The sequence below is a fragment of the Cereibacter changlensis JA139 genome, from assembly GCF_003034985.1.
Classification (GTDB): domain Bacteria; phylum Pseudomonadota; class Alphaproteobacteria; order Rhodobacterales; family Rhodobacteraceae; genus Cereibacter; species Cereibacter changlensis.
In genome coordinates this window covers 41,319-64,724 of the sequence record NZ_PZKG01000003.1, presented here as the reverse complement: position 1 = coordinate 64,724, position 23,406 = coordinate 41,319, and the positions used below count along the sequence as shown (strand labels likewise).

The window sequence follows — 23,406 nt, the reverse complement described above, 5'->3', positions numbered from 1 at the left end:
CGCGCCACGGCGCCGCCACCGCCGAAGGATCGCCCGTCCGCAGGGCGACCTTCGCCATTGCAGGATTTCGACAGAGCGAGCCGCAACAGGCAGCGGAACCCCTGTCACAGCCGCATAAATCTGGTATCTCTGGGACGGATCGAACCGGAGGGCCGACATGCTGACCTATCTCTGCCTGCGCACCGAGGGCACCGGCCGCTTCTACCGGGTCGAGCTCGCCTACAACCTGTTCGGCGAATATTCGGTTCTGCGCGAATGGGGCCTGAACGGCGGGCGCGGCGCGCGGGCCGGGCGGCAGCTGGTCACCTGGTTCTCCAACCTGCGCGAGGCCTGCCTCGCCGCCGAACGCTGGCAGCGAAGGGCGCTGCGCCGCGGCTATCACACCATCGAGGACGCAGCATGATCCATCTCTGGGTGCGGGCCGAACAGCGGCCGAACGAGGAACGCGTGGCGCTGACGCCGGAGGGCGCGGCGGAGCTGCTGCGCGCCGGGATAAAGGTGACGGTCGAGGAAAGCTCGGTCCGCGCCATCCCGATCGACGGCTACGTGGCGGCAGGCTGCGAGATCGCGCCCGAAAACTCCTGGCCCGACGCCCCCGCCGAGGCGATCATCTTCGGCATCAAGGAACTGCCGGAGGACGGCACGCCGCTGCCGCACCGCCACATCCTCTTCGGCCATGCCTACAAGGGCCAGCCCGCCGGCCGCATCTTGCTGCAACGCTTCAAGGCCGGCGGCGGCACGCTCTATGACCTCGAGTCGCTGGTCGACGAGACGGGCCGCCGCGTCGCCGCCTTCGGCTATTGGGCGGGCTATGCCGGGGCCGCCGTGGCGTTGAAATGCTGGGCGGCGCAGAGCCGCGGCGCGATCTGCGGCCCGGTCTCCACCTACCCCGGCAAGGAGGCGCTGCTGGCCGAACTGCGCGCCGCGCTTTCCGCCCCCCTGCCCCGCGCCCTCGTCATCGGCGCGCTCGGCCGCGTCGGCAGCGGCGCGTCGGATCTCTGCGAGGCGGTCGGCGTCGAAGTCACCCGCTGGGACATGGCCGAGACCGCCAGCGGCGGCCCCTTCCCCGAGGTGCTGGCGCATGAGATCTTCCTCAACTGCATCCTCGCCCGCCCCGGCTGCCCGGTCTTCGTGCCCGCCTCGGCCAAGACCGACCCCCGCGCCCTGCGGGTGATCGGCGACATCGCCTGCGATCCGACCTCCGACTTCTCGCCGATCAAGGTCTACGACCATGTGACCGACTGGCAGGAACCGGCGCTCCGGGTGCATGATGCCCCGCCCTTGGACGTGACCGCCATCGACAACCTGCCCTCGCTGCTGCCGGTGGAAAGCAGCGAGGATTACGCGGCCCAGCTGCTGCCCTCGCTCCTCGCGCTCGACGCGCTGGATCAGGGCGTCTGGGGGCGGGCGAAAGCCGAGTTCGACCGCCATATCGCGGCGGTCTAGCCGAAGATCCGGTAATAGATCCCGTCCGGCAGGAAGCGCGCCAGCCGGAAGAACAGCGCGAACAGCGTCGGGAAGCTGCGCTGGAAGGTGTCGCCGCACATGTGCTCGAACATGTCGCGCGCGGCCTCTTCCGGCTCCATGATGAAGGGCATCTTGAAATCGTTTTTCGCCGTCAGCCGGGTGCGGATGAAGCCCGGATTGGCCAGCTGCACCTCGACCCCGGTGCCCCGCAGGTCGGCATACATCGATTCCGCCAGCGACATGACGCCCGCCTTGCTCGGCGCATAGCCGATCGCCCCCGGCAGACCGCGAAAGCCCGAGAGGCTGCCGGTCAGCACCACATGCCCGCGGTCGCGCGCCACCATGGCCGGCAGCACCTCGCCCAGCACCCGCGCCGCGCCGATCAGGTTCACGTCGAGCATCGCCTCGACCTGCTCCGCGTTCCACTCCTGCGCCTTCATCGGCCAGTAGACCCCGGCGAGGAACACCAGCCCGTCGATCTCGCCCACCTCCTCGGCTGCCACCTTCACCGAGTCGCGGTCCGCCACGTCGCAGCGCACGCCCCGCGCATGGATCGGCAGCGAGGCCACCGCCTCGGCCAGCCGCGCCTCGTCGCGGCCCGACAGGATCACCGAAGCCCCCGCCGCATTCAGCTTCCTGGCCAGCGCCAGACCGAGCCCCTCGGTCGCGCCGACCAGCCAATACCGTTTACCTACAAAATCTCTCATGTCTCGATCCGCCGCAGGGTTGCCACCAGTTCCGCCACCTTCAGTCCATACTTCCGAAACTGGCTCCGGTTGATGATCGTTCCATTATCCAACAGATACATCCAGTCGTTGACGTCCAGCACATGCCCCCCTGCGTCATCGTGAAGCCGGATCCGGTAGCGCAGCGTCATCGCCGAACCGGCCAGCGCGCCGGTCGCCCCGCCCGGCACATCCGCCGCGGTGGCGCCGAGCGCGCCATCCGCCGACAGCCGGAAATCCCAGCGCCGGTCCTGCACCATGCCGCTGTCATAGCGGAACCGCTCGGTCAGCACGCCCTGCCCGCCCTGCCACTCGCCCTTCATCTCGGCGACGAAGCGCGAGGCGACGCGCCCGGTCGGGCCATAGATCACCCCCTCGCAGAGCAGCGGCCCCGCCAGATGCACCGTTGGGTCAAGCAGCGGCCCTTTCCCGGCGTAATCCGCAGGGCGCTGAGCGTCGAAACCGGCGAAGCGCCGCCGCAGCAGCGCGAGGGAGAGGGCCAGCGCGAGGCCGAGGAGAAAGGGCAGCAGCATGGCTCAGGCCTCCGGCAGGGGGATACGGGTCAAGAGGGCGATGGCGAGCAGTTTCAGCCCGCAGGGCAGCACGGCGTAGAGCAGCGTCAGCAGCCGCAGCGCCGGCTCGGCATTGTCGGCGCCGGGGGTGAAGCCGCCGGCCTGCAGCAGCGGCAGCAGCAGCGCTGCGGCCAGCGCCAGCGAGAGTTTCGAGGCGAAGGACCAGAGGCCGAAGCCCGTCGCCTCGTTGCCCCCCGTTCCGGCCAGATGCCGGGCGAAGATCGCCGGCAGCAGCGTCATGTCGGCCCCCAGCGCCGCGCCGGAAGCGGCGCAGATCGCGGCGAAGGCCACCGTATCTCCCGCTCCGAGCCGCGCCGCGAAGACGAAGGCGACGATCGCCAGCGCCATGCCGGCCAGCAGCGCCCGCCGCGCGCCGAAGCGGATCGCCAGCCGGCTCCAGACCGGGGTCGAGACGGCGGCGGAGAGGAAGAAGAGAAGCAGCAGCGGTCCTTCCGCCCCCGGCGCCTGCAGCCGGCTTTCGACGAAGAACAGGAACAGCGTCGAGGTCACCGCCACCGGCGCGGCGTTCACCAAGGACAGCAGCAGCAACCGCCGGGTCACCGGATCGGCGAGGGCTGCCCTGAGATCGGGCCTCGGCGCGTCAACCGCCGCCCCGCTCCACTCGCGCCGCATCGCCCAAACCGCCAGCGCGGCCAATACGGCGAAGCCCAGCGCGAAGGCGGCGAAGGGCCGCTGCAACCCCGCCAGCGCCACCGGGGCGACCGCCGCCAACGAGATGCCCAGAAGCGCCCCGCCCTCGCGCCAGCCCGCCAGCCGCAGATGCCCGCCGGGGCCGAGCGCCCGCGCCTTGGGGATGCCCTCGGCGTAGAAGGCGATGCTGAGGAAGGAGAAGGCCGAGAACAGCACCAAGAGCGCGCCGGCGAACCACAGCAGCGGCGCGACCGGCGGGGTCACGGCGAAGAGCGCCAGCATCGCCAGCGCCATCAGCCCCGCCGCCACGGCCACCATCGCCCCACGCCAGCGCCGCCCGGCCTCGGCCAGCCAGCCCAGCGCCGGGTCCTGCACCACATCCACCAGCCGCAGCAGCGCCAGCACCGCGCCGAGCGCGCCCAGCCCGACGCCATACTGATCGACATAGGCCTTCGGCGCATGGATGTAGATCGGCAGACCTGCCGCCGCGATCAGTCCGGCGAACAGCGCCCAGCGCGGCAGCCCGTTGGTCACCGGCTCACGTCATCGACCGGGGGCGCGGGCCGCGGCCGGTAGCGCGCGCCCTTCACCGCCAGCTTCAGCGCCTGCCAATGGATCAGCGCCAGCACCCGGCGCGACCCGAAGGGCCGGCGCAGACAGGCGCGCAGGATCGCCGCATTGGTCAGGGGCCGCCGCGGCCCGGTCAGCGTGGCATAGACCCCGTCGGCGCCGTTGGAATAGTCGATCCAGATCCCCACCCGTTTTGGCCCGATGTCGAAGCGGAAGCTGTAGCCGCCCGCCACCTCCTGGAAGGGCGAGACATGCATGATCTTCTTTGCCGCCAGCGTATCCTCGCGGGTGATCGGTGCGCCATTGGCCTTGGCGCAGAGGTAGGAATGCCGGTCGCCGAAGGTGTTGGTCACCTCGGCGATCACCGAGCGCAGCGCCCCCTCGGCATCGTGGCAGAGCCAGAAGCTCACCGGGTTGAAGACATGGCCCAGCACGCGCGGCTGGGTCAGCAGCAGCACCTTCTCGGCGCCGGCGGCGTCATGCGCCCTGAGCACCTCACGCACCCAGGCGAGGCCGCGGCCATGGCCCGGCACGCCGCCATGGTCGCGGTCCTGCACCGAAAACAGGTTGGCCCGGTTGCGCGAGAACAGCCCCGGCCCGCCCTCCGGCGCGGCGGGGTCCAAAAGCACGTAGTCAATCGAGTAACGGAAGGTGTTCTCCACCGCGCCGCGCCGGCCGTGGAAGGTCTTGCCGCCGATGTGATCGACCCGGCTCATGCCGCCGCCGCCAGGATCCGGCTGCGCATCGCCTGCACCACATCCACCGCGCTGGCGAAGCCATCCTCGTGGAAGCCGTTGCGCATCCAGGCCCCGCAGAACCAGGTGTTGTTGGCTCCGTTCATCACCTTCACCGCCGCCACCCCGAGCTGCGCCGCCAGATCATAGACCGGGTGGCGGAAGGTGACGGTATCATGGATCAGTTCCTCGCGGATCGGCCGGTTGGAGTTCAGCGTGACGAACAAGGGATCGTCCTGCGGAATCGGCTGCAGCGAGTTCATCCAATAGGTCAGGTCGATCCGCTCCGCCTCCGGCTTCACCGGCTCGACATAGACCCAGGAGGCCCAGGCGGCCTTGCGCTTCGGCATCACCGAAGGATCGGCATGCAGCACCGCCTCGTTCGGCTGGTAGCGCACCGCGCCCAGCGCCTGCCGCTCCTGCGGCGTGGCGTCGGACAACAGCCGCAGCGTGTCGTCGGAATGGGTGGCGAAGATCACCTCGTCGAAGCCCTCCCACTCGCCGCCCGCGGCCCGCAGTTGCACCCCGCCCTCGATCCGCCGCACCCCGGCCACCGCTGCGCCCAGCCGCAGGTCGACGCCGGCCCCGACCATCGCCGCCTGCAACCGCCGGACATATTCCACCGACCCGCCCAGCACCGTGTACCACTGGTGCTGCCCGGTATGGGACAAGAGCGCGTGGTTCTGGAAGAAGCGGATCAGCGCCTGCGCCGGGAAATCGAGGATGCCCTGCGACGGCGTCGACCAGATCGCGCCCGAGATCGGCAGGATGTAATAGTCGCGGAACCAGGCGCCGGAGCCGAGCCTCGCCAGCAGGTCGCGGATCGTCATCACCGGATCATCGGCATGCTCCGCCGCATGGGCGTTGAAGCGCAGGATGTCCATCAGCATGCCCCAGTAGCGCGGGTCCAGCGCGTTGCGCTTCTGCGCGAAGATGGCGCCCAGGTTGCGCAGCGCATATTCCAGCTTGCCGCCGCGCACCGAGGCGCCAAAGCTCATGTCGCTTTCGGTCACCGGCACCTGCAGCTCGTCGAACAGCCGCACCAGATGCGGATAGTTCACCTTGTTGTAGACGATGAAGCCGGTATCCACCGGCTGATCGCCCCGCTTGCCCGCCATCACCGTGCGGGCGTGACCGCCCAGCCGCGGCTCGGCCTCGAACAGCACCACCGCGTGATCCCGGGACAGAAGATGCGCCGCCGCCATGCCCGAGATGCCGCCACCGATCACCGCCACCCGCCGGGAGGCAAACTTCACCGTCTCAAAAGGCATCCGACACTCCGCTCTGTTTGCAAAACCATACGCCGCAAAGTCTTTAACGGATCAGAATCGCCCACATGACAGTTTGTCGCAGCATCCGGGTGATCCGGAGAGCGGCCCGCTGCGTAAACCTCCCGGATGCTGAAAGACGAACCGAAATACCGGATGCGTCCCGACCGCGGGATGCTTATGGTCACCTCGCAGGATCATGCGGGGCCAGACCGGACGTGACGGGCGAACAGAACGAGACGGATTGGGCGGCCCTGCTGCTCTCGGTCCGCGACAGTCGGGACAGGGCGGCCTTCGCCAGCCTGTTCCGGCATTTCGCGCCGCGGGTGAAGGGCTTCCTGATGAAATCCGGCGCCTCCGAGGCGCTGGCGGAGGAATGCGCCCAGGATGTCATGGCGACCCTGTGGCAGAAGGCGCATCTCTTCGACCCCGCGCGGGCTTCGGTGGCGACCTGGGTCTTCACCATCGCGCGGAACCGCCGGATCGACGCGCTGCGCAAGTCGCGCCGCCCCGAACCGGAGGATCTTGACTGGGGACCGGAGCCAGAGCCCGACCAGGCCGAGGCTTTCGAGATGCAGCAGGAAACCGGAAGGCTGGCGGCCGCACTGGCCTGCCTGCCCGAGAAACAGCGCGCCCTGATCGAAAGGGCCTATTTCGGCGACCTCTCGCATCGCGAGATCGCCGCCGAAACCGGCCTGCCGCTGGGAACGATCAAGTCGCGCATCCGTTTGGCGCTGGACCGCCTGCGCCACCACATGAGTTGAAAGCTGACACGATGACGATCCGGCACCATATCTCCGACCAGCTGCTGACAGCCTATTCAGCGGGCGTGCTGCCCGAGGCCTTCAGCCTGGTGGTCGCCACCCATCTCTCGCTCTGCGACGAGTGCCGGGCCCGCTCCGCGGCGCATGACGCCGTCGGCGGCGCGCTGCTGGACGAGGTCGCCCCGGCGCGGATGGGCGAGCACAGCCTGGCGCAGGTGATGGCCCGGCTGGATGGCGGCGCCCCGATCCGCCGCTCGCCCCAGGGCGACATCGCCACGCCGGAACCGCTGGCCGATTACATCGGCGGCACGCTGAACATCGTGAAATGGCAGTCGCTGGGCATGGGGGTGCGCCAGTCGATCCTGCCGACCGACCGGCTGGCCTCGGCCCGGCTGCTCTACATCCCCGCCGGACAGGCGGTGCCCGACCACGGCCACCGCGGCATGGAACTGACCCTGGTGCTGCAGGGCGCCTTCACCGACGCCACCGACCGCTTCGGCCGCGGCGACATCGAGATCGCCACCGAGGACCTGCAGCACACCCCGGTCGCCGAGCCCGGCGAGGCCTGCATCTGCCTCGCCGCCACCGACGCCCCCCTGCGCTTCAACAGCCTGATCCCGAGGCTTGTGCAACCGTTCTTCCGGATCTGACCTGCCTCCGGGGGGGCGTAGGGTGGGGCTTCCACCCAACCCTAGCACCCCCCATGCCCCGTGGCGTATGATCCTACCTTACGGCCCCCTCTCCCGTAGGGTGCGCATTCATTGCGCACCAAGGCTCCGGCTGAAGTTCCCCCACCCAGCAGCCCCGCCGCGCGCAGCAGCCTCATTCCGCAGCCCGCCCCACAGGCGCCTGCTCCAGCTCCTCGAAGTCGAAGGCATCCAGCCGCCGCGCGCGCTTGCCGGCCTTCTCGGAGGAGATCTTGATCTCCTCGATATCCTTCGCCGCCTGCCCGAAATGCCGGTCGAGGTTCTCCACCCGCACCCCCAGCCGCTCGATGTCGCGGTAGAGCTCCGACAGCTCGCGCCGTATCGCCCCGGCCTGCTCGCGCATCCTCGCGTCCTTCAAGACCGCCCGCATGGTGTTCAGCACCGCCATGCAGGTGGTGGGCGAGACGATCCAGACCTTCAGCGCGAAACCCTCGCGGACCACCTCGGGGAAATTGGCATGCAGCTCGGCATAGACCGCTTCCGAGGGCAGGAACATCAGCGCCCCCTCCGCCGTCTCGCCCTCGAGGATGTACTTCTCGGCAATCGCCCGCAGATGCACCCGCACCGACCCGCGCAGCGCCCGCTGCGCCTCCAGCACCTGCTGCGGCGTCTCGGCCCGGCGCAGCGCCTCATAGGCCTCCAGCGGGAATTTCGCATCGATGGCGATCGGCCCCGGCGGCGCGGGCAGGTGGATCAGGCAATCGGCCCGCCGCCCGTTGGAAAGCGTCGCCTGCATGGTGTAGCTGTCCGAGGGCAGCGCCTTCAGCACGATGTCATGCAGCTGGATCTCGCCGAAGGCGCCGCGCGTCTGCTTGTTCGAGAGTATATCCTGCAGGCTCAGCACATTGCCCGACAGCCGCTCGATATTCTCCTGCGCCTTGTCGATGGTCGCCAGCCGCTGCTGCAACTCGCCCAAGCTCCGCGCCGTGCGCACCGACGAGCCCTGCAGGCTGTCGCCCATCGCCCGCTGCACCTCGGCCAGCCGCTGCTCCATCACCTGCAGGATCGCGCCCTGACTGACCGCCTGCGTCTCCGACACATGATGCAGCCCGCCCGCCAGCCGCTCCTGCCCCTCGGCCAGCGATTGCACCCGCTGCGCCAGCCAGCCGAGCTCGCCCAAGACCAGCCGCCCCGACCGCCCCGCCGCCCGGAGGATCAGCACCAGCATCGACAGGAACAGCACGGCCCCGCCGATGGCCAGCACCAGCGGGTCGTCCCACGCATAGACCTGTCCGTTGATCGTGATCATCAGCGGCCGAACAGCCGCTCGATATCGGCCAGTTTCAGCTCCACATAGGTTGGCCGCCCGTGGTTGCACTGGCCCGAAAGCGGCGTCGCCTCCATCTCGCGCAACAGCGCGTTCATCTCCTCGGCGCGCATCTGCCGCCCCGAGCGCACCGAGCCGTGGCAGGCCATCCGGCTCAGGATCGCATCCATCCGCGCCTGCACCCGGTCGCTGCCGCCCACATCATCGAGATCGTCGAGAATGTCGCGCAACAGCCCCGCCGCATCGACCTGCCCCAGAATGGCGGGCACCTCGCGCACCGCGATGGCGCTGCCGCCGAAAGCCTCGATGCCAAGCCCAAGCCGCGCCAGCTCCTCGGCCATGTCCAAAAGCCGCCCCGCATCCCCCGGCGAAAGATCGACGATCTCCGGGATCAGCAGCGCCTGCGCCGCGATCCCCGCCCCGTCGCGCTGCCGCTTCAGCCGCTCATAGACCAGCCGCTCATGCGCCGCATGCTGATCGACGATCACCATCCCGGTCTCGGTCTGGGCGATGATGTAATTCTCATGCACCTGCGCCCGCGCCGCCCCCAGAGGCCGCGCCTCCTCGCCCACGCTCGGCGCTTCCACCCGGGCCGAGGGCGCCTCGGCGAAGCCCTGCATCACCGGCTGGACTTCGGTCTGCATCGGCGCCTGGAACGCATAGGCCCGCGCGAGCGTCGGCTGCGAGGCCCGGTCCATCTGATAGACCCGCGGCGGCATCGGCTGAGGCTCGGGCCGGAACGCCTGCAGCGTCTCCCCCGCCACGGTCGAGGACGCCCGGTGCCCCGCCTCGGCCAGGGCCTGCCGCAAGGCGGAAACGATCAGCCCGCGCGCCAGCCCCGCCTCGCGGAACCGCACCTCCGATTTCGCCGGATGCACGTTCACATCGACCCGCTCGGGATCGCAGATCAGGTTCAGCACCGCCGCCGGATGCCGGTCGCGGCTCAGCACATCCATATAGGCCGCCCGCAGCGCGCCGAACAGCATCCGGTCCAAGACCGGCCGCCCGTTCACGAACAGGAACTGCGCCGCGCCGGAGCCGCGCGAATAGGTCGGCAGCGCGGCATAGCCCAGAAGCTGCATCCCCTCGCGCTCCGCGTCGATCCTCAGCGCGTTCTCGGCGAACTCCGCCCCCAGCACCCGCGCCAGCCGCCCGTGCAGCGCGTCGAACAGGTCGCCCTGCTCGGGATCGCAGCGGAACATCACCCGCGCCTCGCCGCCCGACACGTCGCGCAGGGTGAAGCCCACGGCGGGCTCGGCCATCGCCAGCCGCTTCACCACCTCGCCGATGGCCTGCGCCTCGGCCCGGTCGGTGCGCATGAACTTCAGCCGCGCCGGCGTGGCGTAGAACAGGTCGCGCAGCTCCACCACCGTGCCGCAGGTCAAGGCCGCGGGGCGCACGCCCTCCATCCGCCCGCCCGCCACGGCCAGCGAGGCGCCCTCGCCACCCTCGACGCGGGAATGGATCGTCAGCCGCCCGACCGCGCCCAGCGAGGGCAAGGCCTCGCCGCGAAAGCCGAAGGAATGGATGTTCAACAGGTCCGACCCGTCGATCTTCGAGGTGGCATGGCGGCTCAGCGCCAGCGGCAGATCCTCCGCCGTCATGCCGCAGCCATCGTCGGTCACCCGGATCAGCGTCTTGCCGCCATCGGCATAGTCGATGGCGATCCGCCGCGCGCCCGCGTCCAGCGCGTTCTCGACCAGCTCCTTCACCGCCGAAGCCGGCCGCTCCACCACCTCGCCCGCCGCGATCCGGTTGATCGCGGCCTCGTTGAGCTGACGGATCACCGGGCGGGAAGGGCTTATATTGTTGCTCTGCAGGGTCATGCCACCAGAGTTAGCATGACCCTCCAGATTCGGCCACAGGCCTCAACCGTCGGAGGCGATGCCTTCGGGCTGGCCCACCACCACGAAATGCAGCGCCTCGGGTTTCAGCACCCGCGCCGCCACCCGCTTGATATCCTCCAGCGTCACCGCCTCGATCTTGGCGTTGCGCGTCACCGGATAGTCGATCGGCAGGTCTTCCATCTGCATGCCCACCAGAATGTCGGCAATCGGCCCGTTGCCGTCGAAGCGCAGCGGATAGGAGCCGGTCAGATAGGTCTTCGTCGCCGCCAGCTCCTCGGCGGTGATGCCCTCGGTCGCGGCCTTCGCCCATTCGGCCTTCACGATGTCGATCGCCTGCCCGACCACCGCATTGCCGCTGGCGAAGCGGCCCATGTAGAGCTCGGCATGGTCCATCGGCACGAGATAGGTGCCGATGCCATAGGTCAGCCCGCGCTTCTCGCGCACCTCGGTCATCAGCCGCGCGCCGAACCGCCCGCCGCCCAGAACCTCGTTCAGGATATAGGCCGCGAAGAAATCCGGATCGTCGCGGGTGATCCCCTCGTGACCGAAGGCGATCACCGCCTGCGGCGTCGGAAACTCCACCACCGTCACCCCGCCGTCCAGCCGATACTCCGCCTGCCCCGGCATCTCCGCCCCGGTCGCCGGCAGATCACCCAAGAGCCTGTCGAGCAGCGCCCCAAGATCCTCCGCCGTGATATCCCCGACCGCCGAGACATAGATCCGGTCCCGCGCCAGCGCCCCCTTGTGCGCCGCCACGATGTCGTCGCGGGTCAGCGCGGTCACGCTCTCCACCGTGCCGTCGCCCGGCGTGCCGTAAGGGTGATCGCCGAAGGCCGCCGCGTCGAAGGCCCGGCCCGCCAGTGCATTGGGGTCCTTCGCATCCGAGGCGAGCCCCGACAGCACCTGCCCCCGCACCCGCTCCAGCGCATCGGCATCGAAGCGCGGCTCCACCAGCGCCGAGCGCAGCAGCGCCACCGCCTGATCCCGGTTCTCGCTCAGGAACCGGGCCGAGACGCCCACCGCATCGGTGTTGGCCCGGAAGGAGAAGGTCGCCGCCAGATCGTCGCGCGCCGTGGCGAAGCCCTGCGCATCCAGATCGCCCGCGCCCTCCTCGATCAGCCCGGTCATCAGGTTCACCGCCCCGCGCTTGCCCGGTTGGTCGACGCTGGTGCCGCCCTTGAAGCGGATCTCCAGCGCGGTGAAGGGCAGCTCGTGCTCCTCCACCAGCCAGGCGGTGATGCCGCCGGGCGAGGTGACTTCCTTGATCTCGACTTCCGCCCGCAAGGGCAGGGCGAACAGGATCAGGGCCGCAGCCAGACGCAGCATCATTGGGTCTCTCCTTCAACCTGCGCCGGCACGGCAGCAGCGCCGCCCTGCACCGGAACCACCTGCTCGGGTTCGTCCTGCACCAGCCAGCCCGTCACCGCCTGCCTGCGGTCCAGCACCTCGCGCGCCGCCGCCAGCACCTCCTCCGGCGTCACCGCGTCGAGCACGGCGGGCCAGTCCTTCACGTCCTGCACCGTCAGCCCGGTGGTCAAAGCCTGACCGTAGCGCCGCGCCAGCCCGTCCACGTTGTCGCGCGCGTAGATGTCCGCGGCGCGGATCTGCACCTTGATCCGCTCGAAATCCTCCGGGTTCACCCCGTCCTCGAGGAATTGCGCGATCACCCCGTCCATCGCCTCCTCGGCCTCCTGCAACGACACCCCCGGCACCGGCACGATGGCGAGGCCGAAACTGCCCACGTCCAGCGAGCCGCCGTCATAGAAGGCCGTGGTATAGACCGCCTTGGCATCGCCGAACTGCAGCGCCTTGGCCAGAACCGAGGTCGTGCCGCTGCCGCCCAGCAATTCGGCCAGCAGCGTCAGCGCCGCCGCCTGTTTCTGGTCGCCCGCATTGCGCTCCGGCGCCAGATAGCTGCGGATCACGTAAGGCTGCGCCACGCGCGGATCGCTGAAGCTCAGCCGCCGCTCCGCCAGTTGCGGCGGCTCGGTCGGGCGCATCCGCGGCTGAAGGCCTTCCGTCGGCTGCAGCGGCCCGTAATGTTCCTCGGCCATCGCGCGCACCGCCTCGGGCGTCACGTCGCCCGCCACTACGAGGATCGCGTTGTTCGGCGCATAATACCGCTCGTAGAAGGCCAGCGCGTCGTCGCGGTCCAGCTGCTCCATCTCGTGACGCCAGCCGATGATCGGCACGCCGTAGCGGTGGTTCTGATACTGCGCCGCGCGCCGCTGCTCGCCGAACAGCGCATCCGGATCGCTGTCGGTGCGCTGGCTGCGCTCCTCCAGAATCACCTGCCGCTCGGTCGTCACGTCCTCCTCGGTCAGCTGGAGGTTCCGCATCCGGTCGGCCTCCATCTGCATCATCAGGTCCAGCCGATCCGCCGCAACCCGCTGGAAATAGGCCGTGTAATCCCAGGAGGTGAAGGCGTTGTCGTCACCGCCCTGCGCTTCCACCGTGTCGGAAAACTCGCCCGCCGCCATCGTGTCGGTGCCCTTGAACATCAGATGCTCGAGGAAATGCGCGATGCCGGAATGGCCCGCCGGCTCGTCCGCCGCGCCCACGCGATACCAGACCATATGCGTCACCACCGGGGCGCGGTGATCCTCGATCACCACCACCTCCATGCCGTTCTCCAGGGTGAAATCACTCACCGTCTCGGCCAGCACCGGCGAGGAAAGCGCGAGACCCGCAAAGGCGGCAAAGCCCAGTCGGCGCAGCAGCATCGAATATCCTTCCAGAAAGGTCAGCCCGTTCTGCCGTGCAAGCTACTGCCGGGGGCCGCTCACGCAAGCCCCGACCCCGCCGACCAACGGCCTTGTGAAGCCCGGCTCAGCCCGCCGCGCGGTCAAGCAGGTCGAGATAGAGCCGCGCGCTGCGCTCCGGGCTCAGCGCCTCGGCGACATAGTCGCGCGGCTTGTAGCCGGAAAGCCCGGCCCAGAACCCGTCGAACCGCTGTTCCATCTCGGCCAGGGTGAAGGTCTCGCCGCAGCGCCCGTCGAAATAGGGCACGGTCGAGGCCTTCAGCTCCGGCGGCGCGATCCGGCGCTCCTGCGGGTCGACCAGCTCGCCCTCGTCCCAGGCCAGCACCGGAATGCCCGAGGCCAGCGCCTCCTGATAGGCAAGGCCCTGGGTCTCGTGCTCGCAGAGGAACACCATCGCCCGTCCGCCGCTCAGCGCGGCGCGGAACTCCGCCAGCCGGTGCGCGCCATAGCGCAGCACCACATGGCTCAGCCCGCGCGCCGCCAGATGGCGCTGCAGGCGTTCCAGCACCAGCGGCGCCCGCTCCTCGCGATGCCAGCGGATCTTGTCGTAGATCACCACGTCATGCGTCTTCGGCGCCGCCGACAGGTCGGGCCAGTCCTGCAGCATGATCGGCACGAACATCGGCTGCACCCGGTCGCCCAGCTTCGGCCGCCAGATCCGGCAATACCACTCCGAGGGCTGGGTGAAGATGCGGATGTTGCAGCCCGCCGTCACCCGGTCCAGATCCTCGGGATAGGGCACGAAACCGGGGCCGAAGACCGCCGGGTTCGGCAGCTGCACCCGGTTGTAGACATCGGAAAAGCCGGCCATGCCGATCACCTGATCCGGATGCCGGCGGGCATGGGCGAAATCGTTGACATGCACCTCCATGCCCAGCGCCTCCAGCCCGCTGCGCAGGTTGCAGAAGGCGGTGTAGAAGCCGGTATAGAGCTGCCGACGCCGCAGGCTGCGATAGCCGGTGCGCGCCGCGAGATAGAGGCTCGACAGGCCCTGCCCGAAGGGCCGGTCCAGCGCCTTCACCTCGTAGCCGTGATAGAAGAGATCGATGCGACGTCTTGCGGTCATGATCCAAGGTCTTTGTAAAAAATGACTTTTGCTTCCCGGGGGAAGCGAGAAAGGATGATGGGGCTTTTGTCCCGAGGGGCAAGCCGGGCCGGCGCGCTTTCTCGCCGCGGCGCGGCTTTTCGCAGGGACGCGCCGCCGGGAAGGCGGATCAGCGCCTTCCGCAGGCGCTTCTCGCGTCCGTCACCCCGGTCAGGCGCAGAAAGTCTGCGGAGTTATTCTTCCACCGGCGGCGGCGGGGCCGAGACGTTGCGCACGCCGACGCTGCGCCAGCGCGCCAGCTCGGCCTGCTGGTCCAGCGACATCGGCCGGTAGGCCTTGTAATAGACGTTCACGTTGAACGCCCGCTCCAGAAGCCGGCCGTCGTTGCGCTGGCGGAAGGCGTAATCCTCGGTGGCCAGCACCTGCCGCACATTGCCCTCGACGCCGAAGCGCCCGGCCTGCGACACCAGCGTGGCGTCGCCCGCCGGGATGCCGCCGCCGGCCGAGGGGTTGCCGCCCAGCGCGATGATCGCATCGGCGGTCGGCGTCGGGTCGGTGCGGTTGGATGCGCCCAGCGTCGGCGTCGGCAGCGCCGCCAGATTCTCCGGCATCTGCAGGGGTTTCACCGGCTGGATGCCGAATTCGTCAGGCCCGTTGCCCGTCGCCCGGATGTTCATCAGCGAGTCATCATCCGAGCAGGCGCCGAGCATCAGCAAAGCCAGTCCCGCGACCGCAAAAGCGCCCCGTCCTGCCCGCATGCCTTGCCTCCTCAATCCATTCAAACCGTCTTTAGCGCAAAGCGCGCGCCCCGTCACGGGGTCTTTCCATCGCCTTTGCGACGCGCCGCAGCAGGCTTGCCGCCCCCCGCCTTGCCGCCCGTCTTCGCCTTGCCGCCCGGCTCGCCGGTGAACAGCACCAGCCCGATGGCGCCGGCGAAGATCGCGATGTCGGCGACGTTGAAGGCATAGGGATTCTCGAAGCCGCAGCAGGACATGTTCAGGAAATCCGCCACCGCGCCATAGAGCACCCGGTCGATCACATTGCCCAGCGCCCCGCCGATCAGGAGCCCGCCCGAGAGCCGCGCCAGCCTCGACGGGTTGCTGCGCGACACCCAGACCCAGACCCAGCCGGAGATCACCAGCGACACGACGATCAGCCCCCAGCGGATCAGGTCGCCCTCGCCGGCGCCTATGCCGAAGTTCACCCCCCGGTTCCAGGCCATGCGGAAGGTCAGGAACGGCGGGATGACGTCGATCCCGCCACGCTCGGCCAGGTTCAGCCCCCAGACCACGCCGACCTTGGTCAGCTGGTCCAGCACGAAGACGATCAGCGCGGTGAGCGCGGTCAGCCGCATCTCAGTGCCGGAAATGCCGCTGGCCGGTGAAGACCATCGCCAGCCCGGCCGCATCCGCCGCCGCGATCACCTCGGCGTCGCGCATCGACCCGCCCGGCTGGATCACCGCCACGGCGCCCGCTTCGGCCGCGGCCAGAAGCCCGTCCGCAAAGGGGAAGAACGCATCCGACGCCACCACCGACCCCACGGTCAAGGGCTGCGCCAGCCCCAGCCCCAGCGCCATGTCCTGCGCCTTGCGCGCCGCGATCCGCGTCGAATCCACCCGGCTCATCTGCCCCGCGCCGACGCCCACCGTCGCGCCATCATTGGCATAGATGATGGCGTTCGACTTCACATGCTTGGCGACGGTCCAGGCGAACAGCAGGTCGGCGAGCTCCGCCTCGGTCGGCTTGCGCTGGGTCACCACCTTCAGGTCCAGCGCGTCGACATGGCCCGAATCCCGGTCCTGCACCAGGAAGCCGCCGGCGACCTGCTTGAACATCAGCCCCTTCGCCATCGGGTCCGGCAGCCCCATCGTGGTCAGCAGCCGCAGGTTCTTCTTCGCCGAGAACACCTCGCGCGCCGCCGCATCGGCGCCCGGCGCGATCACCACCTCGGTGAAGATCTCGCAGATCTTCTCCGCCGTCGGCCCGTCGAGCGGCTGGTTCAGCGCGATGATCCCGCCGAAGGCCGAGGTCCGGTCGCAGTCGAAGGCGCGCTCATAGGCCTCGGCCAGCGTCGCCCCACGCGCCACGCCGCAGGGGTTGGCATGCTTCACGATCACGCAGGCCGGACCTTCCGAGGGGTCGAACTCCGCCACCAGCTCGAAGGCCGCGTCGGTGTCGTTGATGTTGTTGTAGGACAGCTCCTTGCCCTGCAGCTGCCGCGCCGTCGCCACGCCGGCCCGCCAGGTGCCGTCGGTGTAGAAGGCCGCCTTCTGATGCGGGTTCTCGCCATAGCGCAGCGTCGAGGCGAGCTGCCCGGCGAAGGCCCGCCGCCGCGGCGCCGGCTCCTTCAGCGCGCCGGCCATCCAGCCGGAAACCGCCGCATCATAGGCCGCGGTGCGCGAATAGGCCGTCAGCGCCAGCTTCTGCCGGAAGGCGAGCGAGGTCGCCCCGTCATTCGCCTTCATCTCGGCCAGCAGCGGCGCGTAATCGGCGATATCGGTCACCACGTTGACGAAGCGGTGGTTCTTCGCCGCGGCGCGGATCATCGCCGGCCCGCCGATGTCGATGTTCTCGATGCAATCGTCATAGGAGGCGCCCCGCGCCACCGCCGCCTCGAACGGATAGAGGTTCACCACCAGCAGGTCGATCGGCTCGATCCCGTGCGCGGCCATCGCCACCAGATGCTCGTCATCGTCGCGCAACGCCAAGAGACCGCCATGCACCATCGGGTGCAGCGTCTTCACCCGCCCGTCCATCATCTCGGGAAAGCCGGTCACCTCGGCCACGTCGCGCACCGCGAGCCCGGCCGTGCGCAGAGCCGAGGCGGTGCCGCCGGTGGAGATCAGCTCCACCCCCTGCGCCGCCAGCGCCTTTGCCAGATCCAGCAATCCGGTCTTGTCAGAGACAGAGAGCAGGGCGCGGCCAACGGGCACGAGGTTCGTCATCAGCTTTCTCCAGATCAGGGGCGGTCCGGCAGGTCTTCCCGGTCCAGGTCACGGATGGCCAGCGGAGTATCCTGTGCCTTCGCCAAGGTCCAGCCGATCCGGTCCTCAAAATCAACCGCCACGCCGGTGAGCACAATCTGTTTCGTCGCCCGCGGCTTCAGCCGCCCCCGCTGCAGATAGACCGAGGGCTCCAGCGTCAGACTGGCGCCCCCCTCGGGGCGGAACAGCCAGATTTCGCCGCTTTTCAGCGCAAGCGACACCACGCTGCCGCCCATCTCCAGCTCCGCCTCGACATCCGGGTGCAGGTGAAAACGCAGCGCATGGCGCACGCCGGCCCAGCCGCCGCGGGTCATCAGCTGCTCGAAGCGCTTGCGCTCCGCCCCGGTCAGCGCCGCCAGCGTGTCGGTCCCGCTCAATTGGCGACCATCCGCCGCAAGCAACAGGTCGCGCCGATGCGCCAGCCCATGCGTCGCCGACCAGCCGTCATGCGCCAGATGCAGGTGCTGCCCCTCCGGCGACAGGCTGCGGTCGGCGCGCAGCACCCGGGCGCGGTCGGCCATCGTCTCCTGCCCGCCGCTGGCCAGCCGCGAGGAGGAAAAACCCTCGATCGCCAGCGTCGAATGCGAGGGCGTCGCCCGCCCCGCCTTGCGCCAGGAGGGGCCGAAGGGCGCTCCCGCGCCGCAGCAGACGATCAGCGGCCGCCGCCCCGAGGTCAGCTCGAAGGCCAGGGTCGAGGCATGGCCCGACAGGCCCGGCGGCGGCGGGGCGGCGTCGACAATCACCGTGGTGCGCGCCGCCCCCAGCCGGGCGAAGCCCATCGCCAGTTCCAGTTGCGGCCCGCGCAGCACGGGCACCCCGGCCAGCGCCCGGTCCAGCTTGCCCTCGGCCCCGCGCCCGCCGCCGTGAAACCGCGCCAGCCCGCCATCGGCATGGCGCAGCGCCCGCAGCACCGGGACGATTCGCTGGATCGCCGAGCGATGCGCCGGCAGCGCCTCGCGCCCCGCGCCCTGCAGCGCCTGTTCGGCCCAGAGCAGCAGGGTCAGGATCTCCAGCAGTTCCTCGGGATTGCGGCTGGCGATGCCGCCCTCGGCGTCGATCTCGTCGGTGCAGTCGCGCGCCAGCGCCGTCACCGCCGGGTCGACATGCCGCTCCATCCCCTCCAGCGCCAGCCCGGCGTGGATCAGCCCGGCCAGAGCCTCGAAGCGCGGCAGGCCGGGCGCGGCCTTCGGCCAACGCCGCGCGAGGAACACCAACTGCCGCGTGGTGGCGCGCAGCCAGGCGTTCACCTCGGCCTCGTCGCGGCCCTGCAGCAGCAAGGGCGCATGGTTCACCCAGCGGATCAGCCGCCGCCCGGCCAGTTGCGGCTCCCAGCCCGGGCCGCGGCCCCGGCCATAGCGGGCGATCCATTCCGCGGTCCAGCGCTGCGCCCGGTCGCGCCCCGCCGCATCGCCCAGCGCCGCCAGATCATCAAGCCAGCCGAAGCCCTGCGCCTCGGCGGCGAAGGCGGAGCTCGGCGGCTCCACCTCCCACAGCGACTGGCGCGGCGCCTCGACCAGCTGGCCGGCAAGCAGGTAGGTTCCCGAAAGAAGCTGGCGGCCGCGGGCATAGGCGCCGATGCTGCGCGGCTCCGGCTGCGCCAGAAAGCCGCCCGAGGGCCGGGCATAGCCCGCCCGCAGCGCCGCAAGCCGGTTCATCAGCCGCGCCCTGCGCGCTGCAAACCCTTCCTTCTGGGTCACGCCTGCCATGCCTCACCCGCCCCGCAGTCCATCCCGCCCGGTTCCGGGTCTTTGCCCGACCATAGCCGCCCGGCTGCGACCTGTCACCGCAGAATGCGGCGTGGTCCGGCCGGGTTAACAGGTCGTGAACAGGAGTCGGAAAGTCATGCTATCCCAAAGGCTTGCCTGGATTTTCACGCGTGAAAATCAGCCCCGCCGCAGCCGCGCCATGAAGAACCCGTCCATCCCGCCGCGCTCGGCCCAGTAATCGGGCCGCAGCCGCAGCCCGCCCGCCCCGGTCCACCAGCCGGGCTCCACCCCGGCGATCTCGACCCGCTCCGCCACCAGCCCCGGATGCCGCGCCAAGGCCGCCTCCAGCTGCGCCTCCCCCTCCTCCGGCAGCAGCGAGCAGGTGCAATAGACCAGCCTCCCGCCCGGTTTCAGCATCCCGAGCCCCCGGTCGATCAGCGCCGCCTGAAGCTCCACCAGCGCGGCGATCTCGCTGCCATCCTTCACGAAAGGCAGGTCCGGATGTCGCCGGATCGTCCCGGTCGCCGAACAGGGCGCGTCCAAGAGGACGGCATCAAACAGCCCGCCGTCCCACTGCAACACATCCGCCGCGACCACCTCGGCCTCCAGCCCGCAGCGCGCCAGATTCTCCCGCAGCCGCCCCAGCCGCGGCGCGGAAATATCCACCGCCACCACCCCGGCCCCCGCCGCCGCCAGCTGCAAAGTCTTGCCCCCCGGCGCGGCGCAGAGATCGGCGACCCTCTCCCCCGGCGTCACCTCCAACAGCCGCGCCGCCAGCGCCGCCGCCGCGTCCTGCACCCACCAGTCGCCCGCCTCAAAGCCCGGCAGCGCCGAAACCTGCCCCGGCCCCGTCACCCGGGAGCTCCCGGTCGGCAACGCCTCCCCCGGCGCCTCCCGGCCCGGCTTCACCGACAGATCCAAGGGAGCACCCGCGGCCTGCACCGCCTCGATCGCCGACACGACCTCACGCCCCCACAGCCCCACCAGCGGCTTCCTGAGCCACATCGGCATCCGCTGCGGCGGCAGCCCGGCAAAGGCCTCCGGCTCCACCTTGCGCAGCACCGCGTTCACCAGCCCGGTCAGGTGCCCCGTCCGGTTGCCATGCCGCACCTGATCCACCGCCGAATGCACCACCCCATGCGGCGCGGCGCCCTCGACGGCAATCTCGACCACCGCCAGCCGCAGCACGTTCCGAACCGTCAGCGGCGGGCTCTTGCGCAGGAAGGGGGCCAGCACCCGGTCGGCCTGCTCCAGATGCCGCAGCACCGAACCGGCCAGCCGTTGCGCCCGCGCCCGCTCCTGCGGCGGGACGCCCGCCAGCGGCCCCTTGGGGTCGTCGAGCACCTGCCCCAGCATCTGCCCCTCGCCCAGAACGGCATCCAGAAGCGCCACCGCCGCGCCGCGCGCATCCATCGCCATCCCGCCGCTCCTTGTTTGGGTCCTGACGCGCGGTATATCATGACCCGAGAAGGCACAAGGAAGCGACCCATGTCCGAGGACCATCAGCCCCCCCTTCCCCCGCCGCCCAGCGCGCGCTGGCCGAGGCCGAGGAGCGCCGCCGGCAGGCCAAGGCGCTGGACCTGCCGAAAGAGCTCGGCGGCCGCGACGGCCCCGAAGCCGTGCGCTACGGCGACTGGGAGAAGAAGGGCATCGCCGTCGACTTCTGAGGCCTGCCCGATCCGCAGGCCGGCATGATCGCCGCTGCTTCGTCGGCGATGAAGCGCAGGGTGGAGCCCTTCAAGGCCACCACCCGACAGTTCGGCCCCGGGTCGCGCGCGCCGACAAGGGCATCGCCGTCGACCTCCGGGGCCTACTCGATCCGCAGATCGGCGTGATCGCCGGCGCCCTCGTCGGCGATGAAGCGGAGCGTCGAGCCCTTCAGGGCCACCACCTGACAGTTCGGCCCCAGATCGCGCGCGCCGAAGAACAGGTCGCGGCAGAACAGGCCGTCCCGCCAGCGCCAGGCCCCGGTCACCGGCTGGCCGAAGGCGCTGCCGGTGATGCCGCCGCCGGGCGAGACCTCCAGCGTCACGCCGAAGCGTTTCAGGGACTTGCCGGCGATCAGCCCGACGAAGGCCTCGCGCTCGCTCACCCTGTCGAAGCCCTCGGCCATCGCGGGCGTGGCCAGCGCCATGCATATCAGGATCGTTCGGATCATCGCAGCCTCCCTGTTGCCGCGCAGATTACGCGACACCGGTTAGCGCGGATGACTCAGAGCCCCAGCACGTCGATCATATTGTAGTGACCGGGGATCTTGTCCTGCCCCCAGAGCGCCGCCTTCAGCGCGCCGCGGGCGAAGATCGTCCGGTCGGTCGCCAGATGGCGCAGCACGATGCGCTCGCCCTCGGTCGCGAAGATCACGTCATGCTCGCCGACGATATCGCCGCCGCGGATCGAGGAGAAGCCGATGCTGCCCCGCTCGCGCGCCCCGGTGATGCCGTCGCGGGCGGCGACCTTGGCCTCGTCCAGCGTGACGCCGCGCCCCTCGGCCGCCGCGTCGCCCAGCATCAGCGCGGTGCCCGAGGGCGCGTCGACCTTCATGCGGTGATGCGCCTCGAGCACCTCGATGTCCCAGTCGGCATCCAGCGCCTCGGCCACCTTCTTCGTCAGCTGCACCAGAAGGTTGACGCCGAGGCTCATGTTGCCGGCCCGCACGATCACCGCGTGATGCGCCGCCCAGTCGAGCTTCTCCAGATGCGCGGGCTCCAGCCCCGTGGTGCCGATCACGTGCACCGCCCGGGCCTGCGCCGCCAGCGCCGCGAATTCGACCGTGGCCGCCGGCGAGGTGAAATCGATCACCGCCTGCGCCTTGGCGAAGGCCTCCAAGGGGTCGTCGGTGACGCTGACGCCGACCGCCGCGCCGCCCATCGCCTCGCCGATGTCGCGGCCGAGCCAGGCATTGCCCGCCCGCTCGACGCAGCCGACCAGCCGCGCCTTGTCCGAGGCGAGCACGGTGCGGACCAGCATCTGGCCCATGCGGCCCGAGGCCCCGGTGATGACGATACCCGGCAGATCGGTCATGGCAGTCCCCTCTTTTTTCGCCTCTCTAGCCGCTTCCACCGCGCCGCGCAAAGCCCGGCGTTGCGGGACGCGGCGAAAGCGCCTAAATGCACGCGCATGGCAAACAGACCCTCCTCCGGCTCCGGCCCGAACCAACGTCAGCTTCGCGTCGGCGAACTGATCCGCCGCACGCTGTCCGACGTGCTGAACCGGGGCGAGATCCACGATCCCGACCTCAACCGCATGTCGATCACGGTGGGCGAGGTGCGCTGCTCGAACGACCTCAAGATCGCCACGGTCCATGTCATGCCGCTGGGCGGCAGGAACGTCGACGAGGCGATCGCCGCGCTCAGCCGCAACAAGTGGGAGCTGCGCAAGGCGGTGTCGAAACAGCTGACGCTGAAATACGCCCCCGACCTGCGCTTCCGGCCCGACGACACCTTCGACCGGCTGGACGAGACGCGGCGGCTGTTCTCGGACGAGCAGGTGCAGCGCGACATCGCCGCCGAGGACGGTTCCGACGACGATCAGCCCAAGGACGATAGGGATGAGGCTTAGCATCCTCGGCGTCCTCCTGACGCTGCTGCTGCCTTCCATCGCCGAAGCCGCCTGCCGCGACATCGACTTCGACGGCCTGCCCTACACGATCTGCGAGGTCGGCATCGCCGACGACATCCGCCTGTTCCAGCAGGCGGCGGACGGGCGGCCCTATGGCAGCTTCGACCGGGTGAACGCGGCGCTGGCCGCCGAGGGCAAGCAGCTCGGCTTCGCGATGAACGCGGGCATGTATCACGCCGACCGCGCCCCGGTGGGGCTGATGATCGAGGATGGCGTCGAGCGCGCGCCCATCGTCACCGCCGAAGGGCCGGGCAACTTCGGCCTGCTGCCGAACGGCGTCTTCTGCATCGGCGAGCGCTTCGCGGTGATCGAATCCCGCGCCTTCGCCGCCGCGCCGCCCGCTTGCCGCTTCGCCAGCCAGTCGGGGCCCATGCTGGTGATCGACGGCGCGCTGCACCCGCGGTTCCTCGTGGACAGCACGTCGCTCTACATCCGCAACGGCGTCGGCGTCTCGGCGGATGGCCGGACCGCCACCTTCGCCATCTCCAACCGCCGCGTCACCTTCCACCAGTTCGGCCGCATGTTCCGCGACGGGCTGAAGCTGCCCGACGCGCTCTATTTCGACGGCTCGATCTCGCGGCTCTACGATGCGGGCAGGAACCGCTTCGACTGGGGCGGGCCGATGGGGCCGATGGTCGGCAGCGTCATTCCCAAGGGCTGACGCGCGCCGTTGACGCCGGCGCCCGGCTTCGATAGCAGGCGGCCTTCCGACAAAGGGG

At 69.9% G+C, this 23,406-nt stretch carries 24 protein-coding genes; 7 read left to right on the top strand and 17 right to left on the bottom strand.

All coding sequences use genetic code 11. From position 1 onward, the window contains the following. Nucleotides 1-157: 157 nt before the first annotated feature. On the top strand, nt 158-403 hold the full coding sequence (locus tag C5F48_RS01615) for a WGR domain-containing protein (RefSeq protein ID WP_107662157.1): 246 nt from the start codon (nt 158-160) through the stop codon (nt 401-403). Next, the gene (locus tag C5F48_RS01610; RefSeq protein WP_107662156.1) at nt 400-1,446 is read left to right on the top strand and encodes a saccharopine dehydrogenase; all 1,047 of its coding nucleotides are present in this window, start codon (nt 400-402) and stop codon (nt 1,444-1,446) included. The genes C5F48_RS01615 and C5F48_RS01610 overlap by 4 nt, the downstream gene beginning before the upstream one ends. Here C5F48_RS01610 and C5F48_RS01605 read toward each other — a convergent pair. Genes C5F48_RS01605 through C5F48_RS01585 form a run of 5 tightly spaced genes read right to left on the bottom strand, consistent with a single transcriptional unit; the run spans nt 1,443 to nt 5,990 of the window. Next, the gene (locus tag C5F48_RS01605; protein WP_107662155.1) at nt 1,443-2,174 is read right to left on the bottom strand and encodes an SDR family NAD(P)-dependent oxidoreductase; all 732 of its coding nucleotides are present in this window, start codon (nt 2,172-2,174) and stop codon (nt 1,443-1,445) included. The genes C5F48_RS01610 and C5F48_RS01605 overlap by 4 nt on opposite strands. After that, nucleotides 2,171-2,725 (bottom strand): DUF3833 family protein, encoded by a 555-nt coding sequence (locus tag C5F48_RS01600; RefSeq protein ID WP_107662154.1) that lies wholly within the window; start codon nt 2,723-2,725, stop codon nt 2,171-2,173. Before C5F48_RS01600 ends, C5F48_RS01605 begins: the two co-directional genes overlap by 4 nt. A gap of 3 nt (nt 2,726-2,728) precedes the next feature. Next, entirely contained in the window at nt 2,729-3,949 is a 1,221-nt protein-coding gene (locus C5F48_RS01595) for an MFS transporter (protein ID WP_107662153.1), read from the bottom strand. After that, nucleotides 3,946-4,701, bottom strand: coding sequence for a DUF1365 domain-containing protein (locus C5F48_RS01590; protein WP_107662152.1), 756 nt, complete (start codon nt 4,699-4,701; stop codon nt 3,946-3,948). Before C5F48_RS01590 ends, C5F48_RS01595 begins: the two co-directional genes overlap by 4 nt. Next, entirely contained in the window at nt 4,698-5,990 is a 1,293-nt protein-coding gene (locus C5F48_RS01585; protein WP_107662151.1) for an NAD(P)/FAD-dependent oxidoreductase, read from the bottom strand. The genes C5F48_RS01590 and C5F48_RS01585 overlap by 4 nt, the downstream gene beginning before the upstream one ends. Nucleotides 5,991-6,205: 215 nt before the next feature. Here C5F48_RS01585 and C5F48_RS01580 point away from each other — a divergent pair, with 215 nt between their 5' ends. Together C5F48_RS01580 and C5F48_RS01575 are read left to right on the top strand one after the other, a co-directional pair. Further along, a complete protein-coding gene (locus C5F48_RS01580) occupies nt 6,206-6,751 on the top strand; it encodes a sigma-70 family RNA polymerase sigma factor (RefSeq protein WP_107662150.1) in 546 nt (181 codons plus the stop codon). Between the two features lie 11 nt (nt 6,752-6,762). Next, on the top strand, nt 6,763-7,401 hold the full coding sequence (locus C5F48_RS01575; RefSeq protein ID WP_107662149.1) for a ChrR family anti-sigma-E factor: 639 nt from the start codon (nt 6,763-6,765) through the stop codon (nt 7,399-7,401). A 172-nt stretch (nt 7,402-7,573) separates the two neighbouring features. Here C5F48_RS01575 and C5F48_RS01570 read toward each other — a convergent pair whose 3' ends face one another. The 10 genes from C5F48_RS01570 to C5F48_RS01525 form a co-directional block, all read right to left on the bottom strand. Then, complete coding sequence (locus tag C5F48_RS01570) at nt 7,574-8,707, bottom strand: DNA recombination protein RmuC (RefSeq protein ID WP_107662148.1); 1,134 nt, start codon at nt 8,705-8,707, stop codon at nt 7,574-7,576. Beyond that, nucleotides 8,707-10,551 carry a DNA mismatch repair endonuclease MutL gene (mutL, locus tag C5F48_RS01565; RefSeq protein ID WP_107662147.1) on the bottom strand — a complete coding sequence of 615 codons (1,845 nt, stop codon included), beginning with the start codon at nt 10,549-10,551 and terminating at the stop codon, nt 8,707-8,709. Before mutL ends, C5F48_RS01570 begins: the two co-directional genes overlap by 1 nt. Nucleotides 10,552-10,593: 42 nt before the next feature. Next, the gene (locus C5F48_RS01560; protein WP_107662146.1) at nt 10,594-11,901 is read right to left on the bottom strand and encodes a M16 family metallopeptidase; all 1,308 of its coding nucleotides are present in this window, start codon (nt 11,899-11,901) and stop codon (nt 10,594-10,596) included. Then, nucleotides 11,898-13,295 (bottom strand): M16 family metallopeptidase, encoded by a 1,398-nt coding sequence (locus C5F48_RS01555; protein WP_170139533.1) that lies wholly within the window; start codon nt 13,293-13,295, stop codon nt 11,898-11,900. The genes C5F48_RS01560 and C5F48_RS01555 overlap by 4 nt, the downstream gene beginning before the upstream one ends. Nucleotides 13,296-13,401: 106 nt before the next feature. Then, nucleotides 13,402-14,400 carry a glycosyltransferase gene (locus tag C5F48_RS01550; RefSeq protein ID WP_107662145.1) on the bottom strand — a complete coding sequence of 333 codons (999 nt, stop codon included), beginning with the start codon at nt 14,398-14,400 and terminating at the stop codon, nt 13,402-13,404. A 212-nt stretch (nt 14,401-14,612) separates the two neighbouring features. Beyond that, complete coding sequence (locus C5F48_RS01545; RefSeq protein ID WP_107662144.1) at nt 14,613-15,137, bottom strand: DUF3035 domain-containing protein; 525 nt, start codon at nt 15,135-15,137, stop codon at nt 14,613-14,615. A gap of 53 nt (nt 15,138-15,190) precedes the next feature. Continuing rightward, a complete protein-coding gene (gene lspA / locus C5F48_RS01540) occupies nt 15,191-15,733 on the bottom strand; it encodes a signal peptidase II (protein ID WP_107662143.1) in 543 nt (180 codons plus the stop codon). Nucleotide 15,734: 1 nt separating this feature from the next. Beyond that, complete coding sequence (gene purH, locus C5F48_RS01535; protein ID WP_107662142.1) at nt 15,735-17,324, bottom strand: bifunctional phosphoribosylaminoimidazolecarboxamide formyltransferase/IMP cyclohydrolase; 1,590 nt, start codon at nt 17,322-17,324, stop codon at nt 15,735-15,737. Between the two features lie 14 nt (nt 17,325-17,338). Next, nucleotides 17,339-19,069, bottom strand: a complete 1,731-nt coding sequence (locus tag C5F48_RS01530) for a heparinase II/III family protein (protein ID WP_245941213.1) — start codon at nt 19,067-19,069, stop codon at nt 17,339-17,341. A gap of 177 nt (nt 19,070-19,246) precedes the next feature. Beyond that, entirely contained in the window at nt 19,247-20,488 is a 1,242-nt protein-coding gene (locus C5F48_RS01525) for an RsmB/NOP family class I SAM-dependent RNA methyltransferase (RefSeq protein ID WP_107662140.1), read from the bottom strand. A gap of 116 nt (nt 20,489-20,604) precedes the next feature. Here C5F48_RS01525 and C5F48_RS01520 point away from each other — a divergent pair, with 116 nt between their 5' ends. Next, nucleotides 20,605-20,736 (top strand): DUF1674 domain-containing protein, encoded by a 132-nt coding sequence (locus C5F48_RS01520; protein WP_107662173.1) that lies wholly within the window; start codon nt 20,605-20,607, stop codon nt 20,734-20,736. Nucleotides 20,737-20,879: 143 nt separating this feature from the next. Here the strand turns inward: C5F48_RS01520 and C5F48_RS01515 are convergent, their stop codons facing one another. Both C5F48_RS01515 and dapB read right to left on the bottom strand, forming a co-directional pair. Continuing rightward, nucleotides 20,880-21,227 (bottom strand): dihydrodipicolinate reductase, encoded by a 348-nt coding sequence (locus tag C5F48_RS01515; protein WP_107662139.1) that lies wholly within the window; start codon nt 21,225-21,227, stop codon nt 20,880-20,882. A gap of 53 nt (nt 21,228-21,280) precedes the next feature. Continuing rightward, complete coding sequence (gene dapB / locus C5F48_RS01510; protein ID WP_107662138.1) at nt 21,281-22,090, bottom strand: 4-hydroxy-tetrahydrodipicolinate reductase; 810 nt, start codon at nt 22,088-22,090, stop codon at nt 21,281-21,283. Nucleotides 22,091-22,186: 96 nt separating this feature from the next. Between dapB and rbfA the strand changes: the two genes are divergently transcribed. Beyond that, the gene (gene rbfA / locus C5F48_RS01505) at nt 22,187-22,627 is read left to right on the top strand and encodes a 30S ribosome-binding factor RbfA (protein WP_107662137.1); all 441 of its coding nucleotides are present in this window, start codon (nt 22,187-22,189) and stop codon (nt 22,625-22,627) included. Next, on the top strand, nt 22,617-23,348 hold the full coding sequence (locus tag C5F48_RS01500; RefSeq protein ID WP_107662136.1) for a phosphodiester glycosidase family protein: 732 nt from the start codon (nt 22,617-22,619) through the stop codon (nt 23,346-23,348). Before rbfA ends, C5F48_RS01500 begins: the two co-directional genes overlap by 11 nt. Nucleotides 23,349-23,406 lie beyond the last annotated feature (58 nt).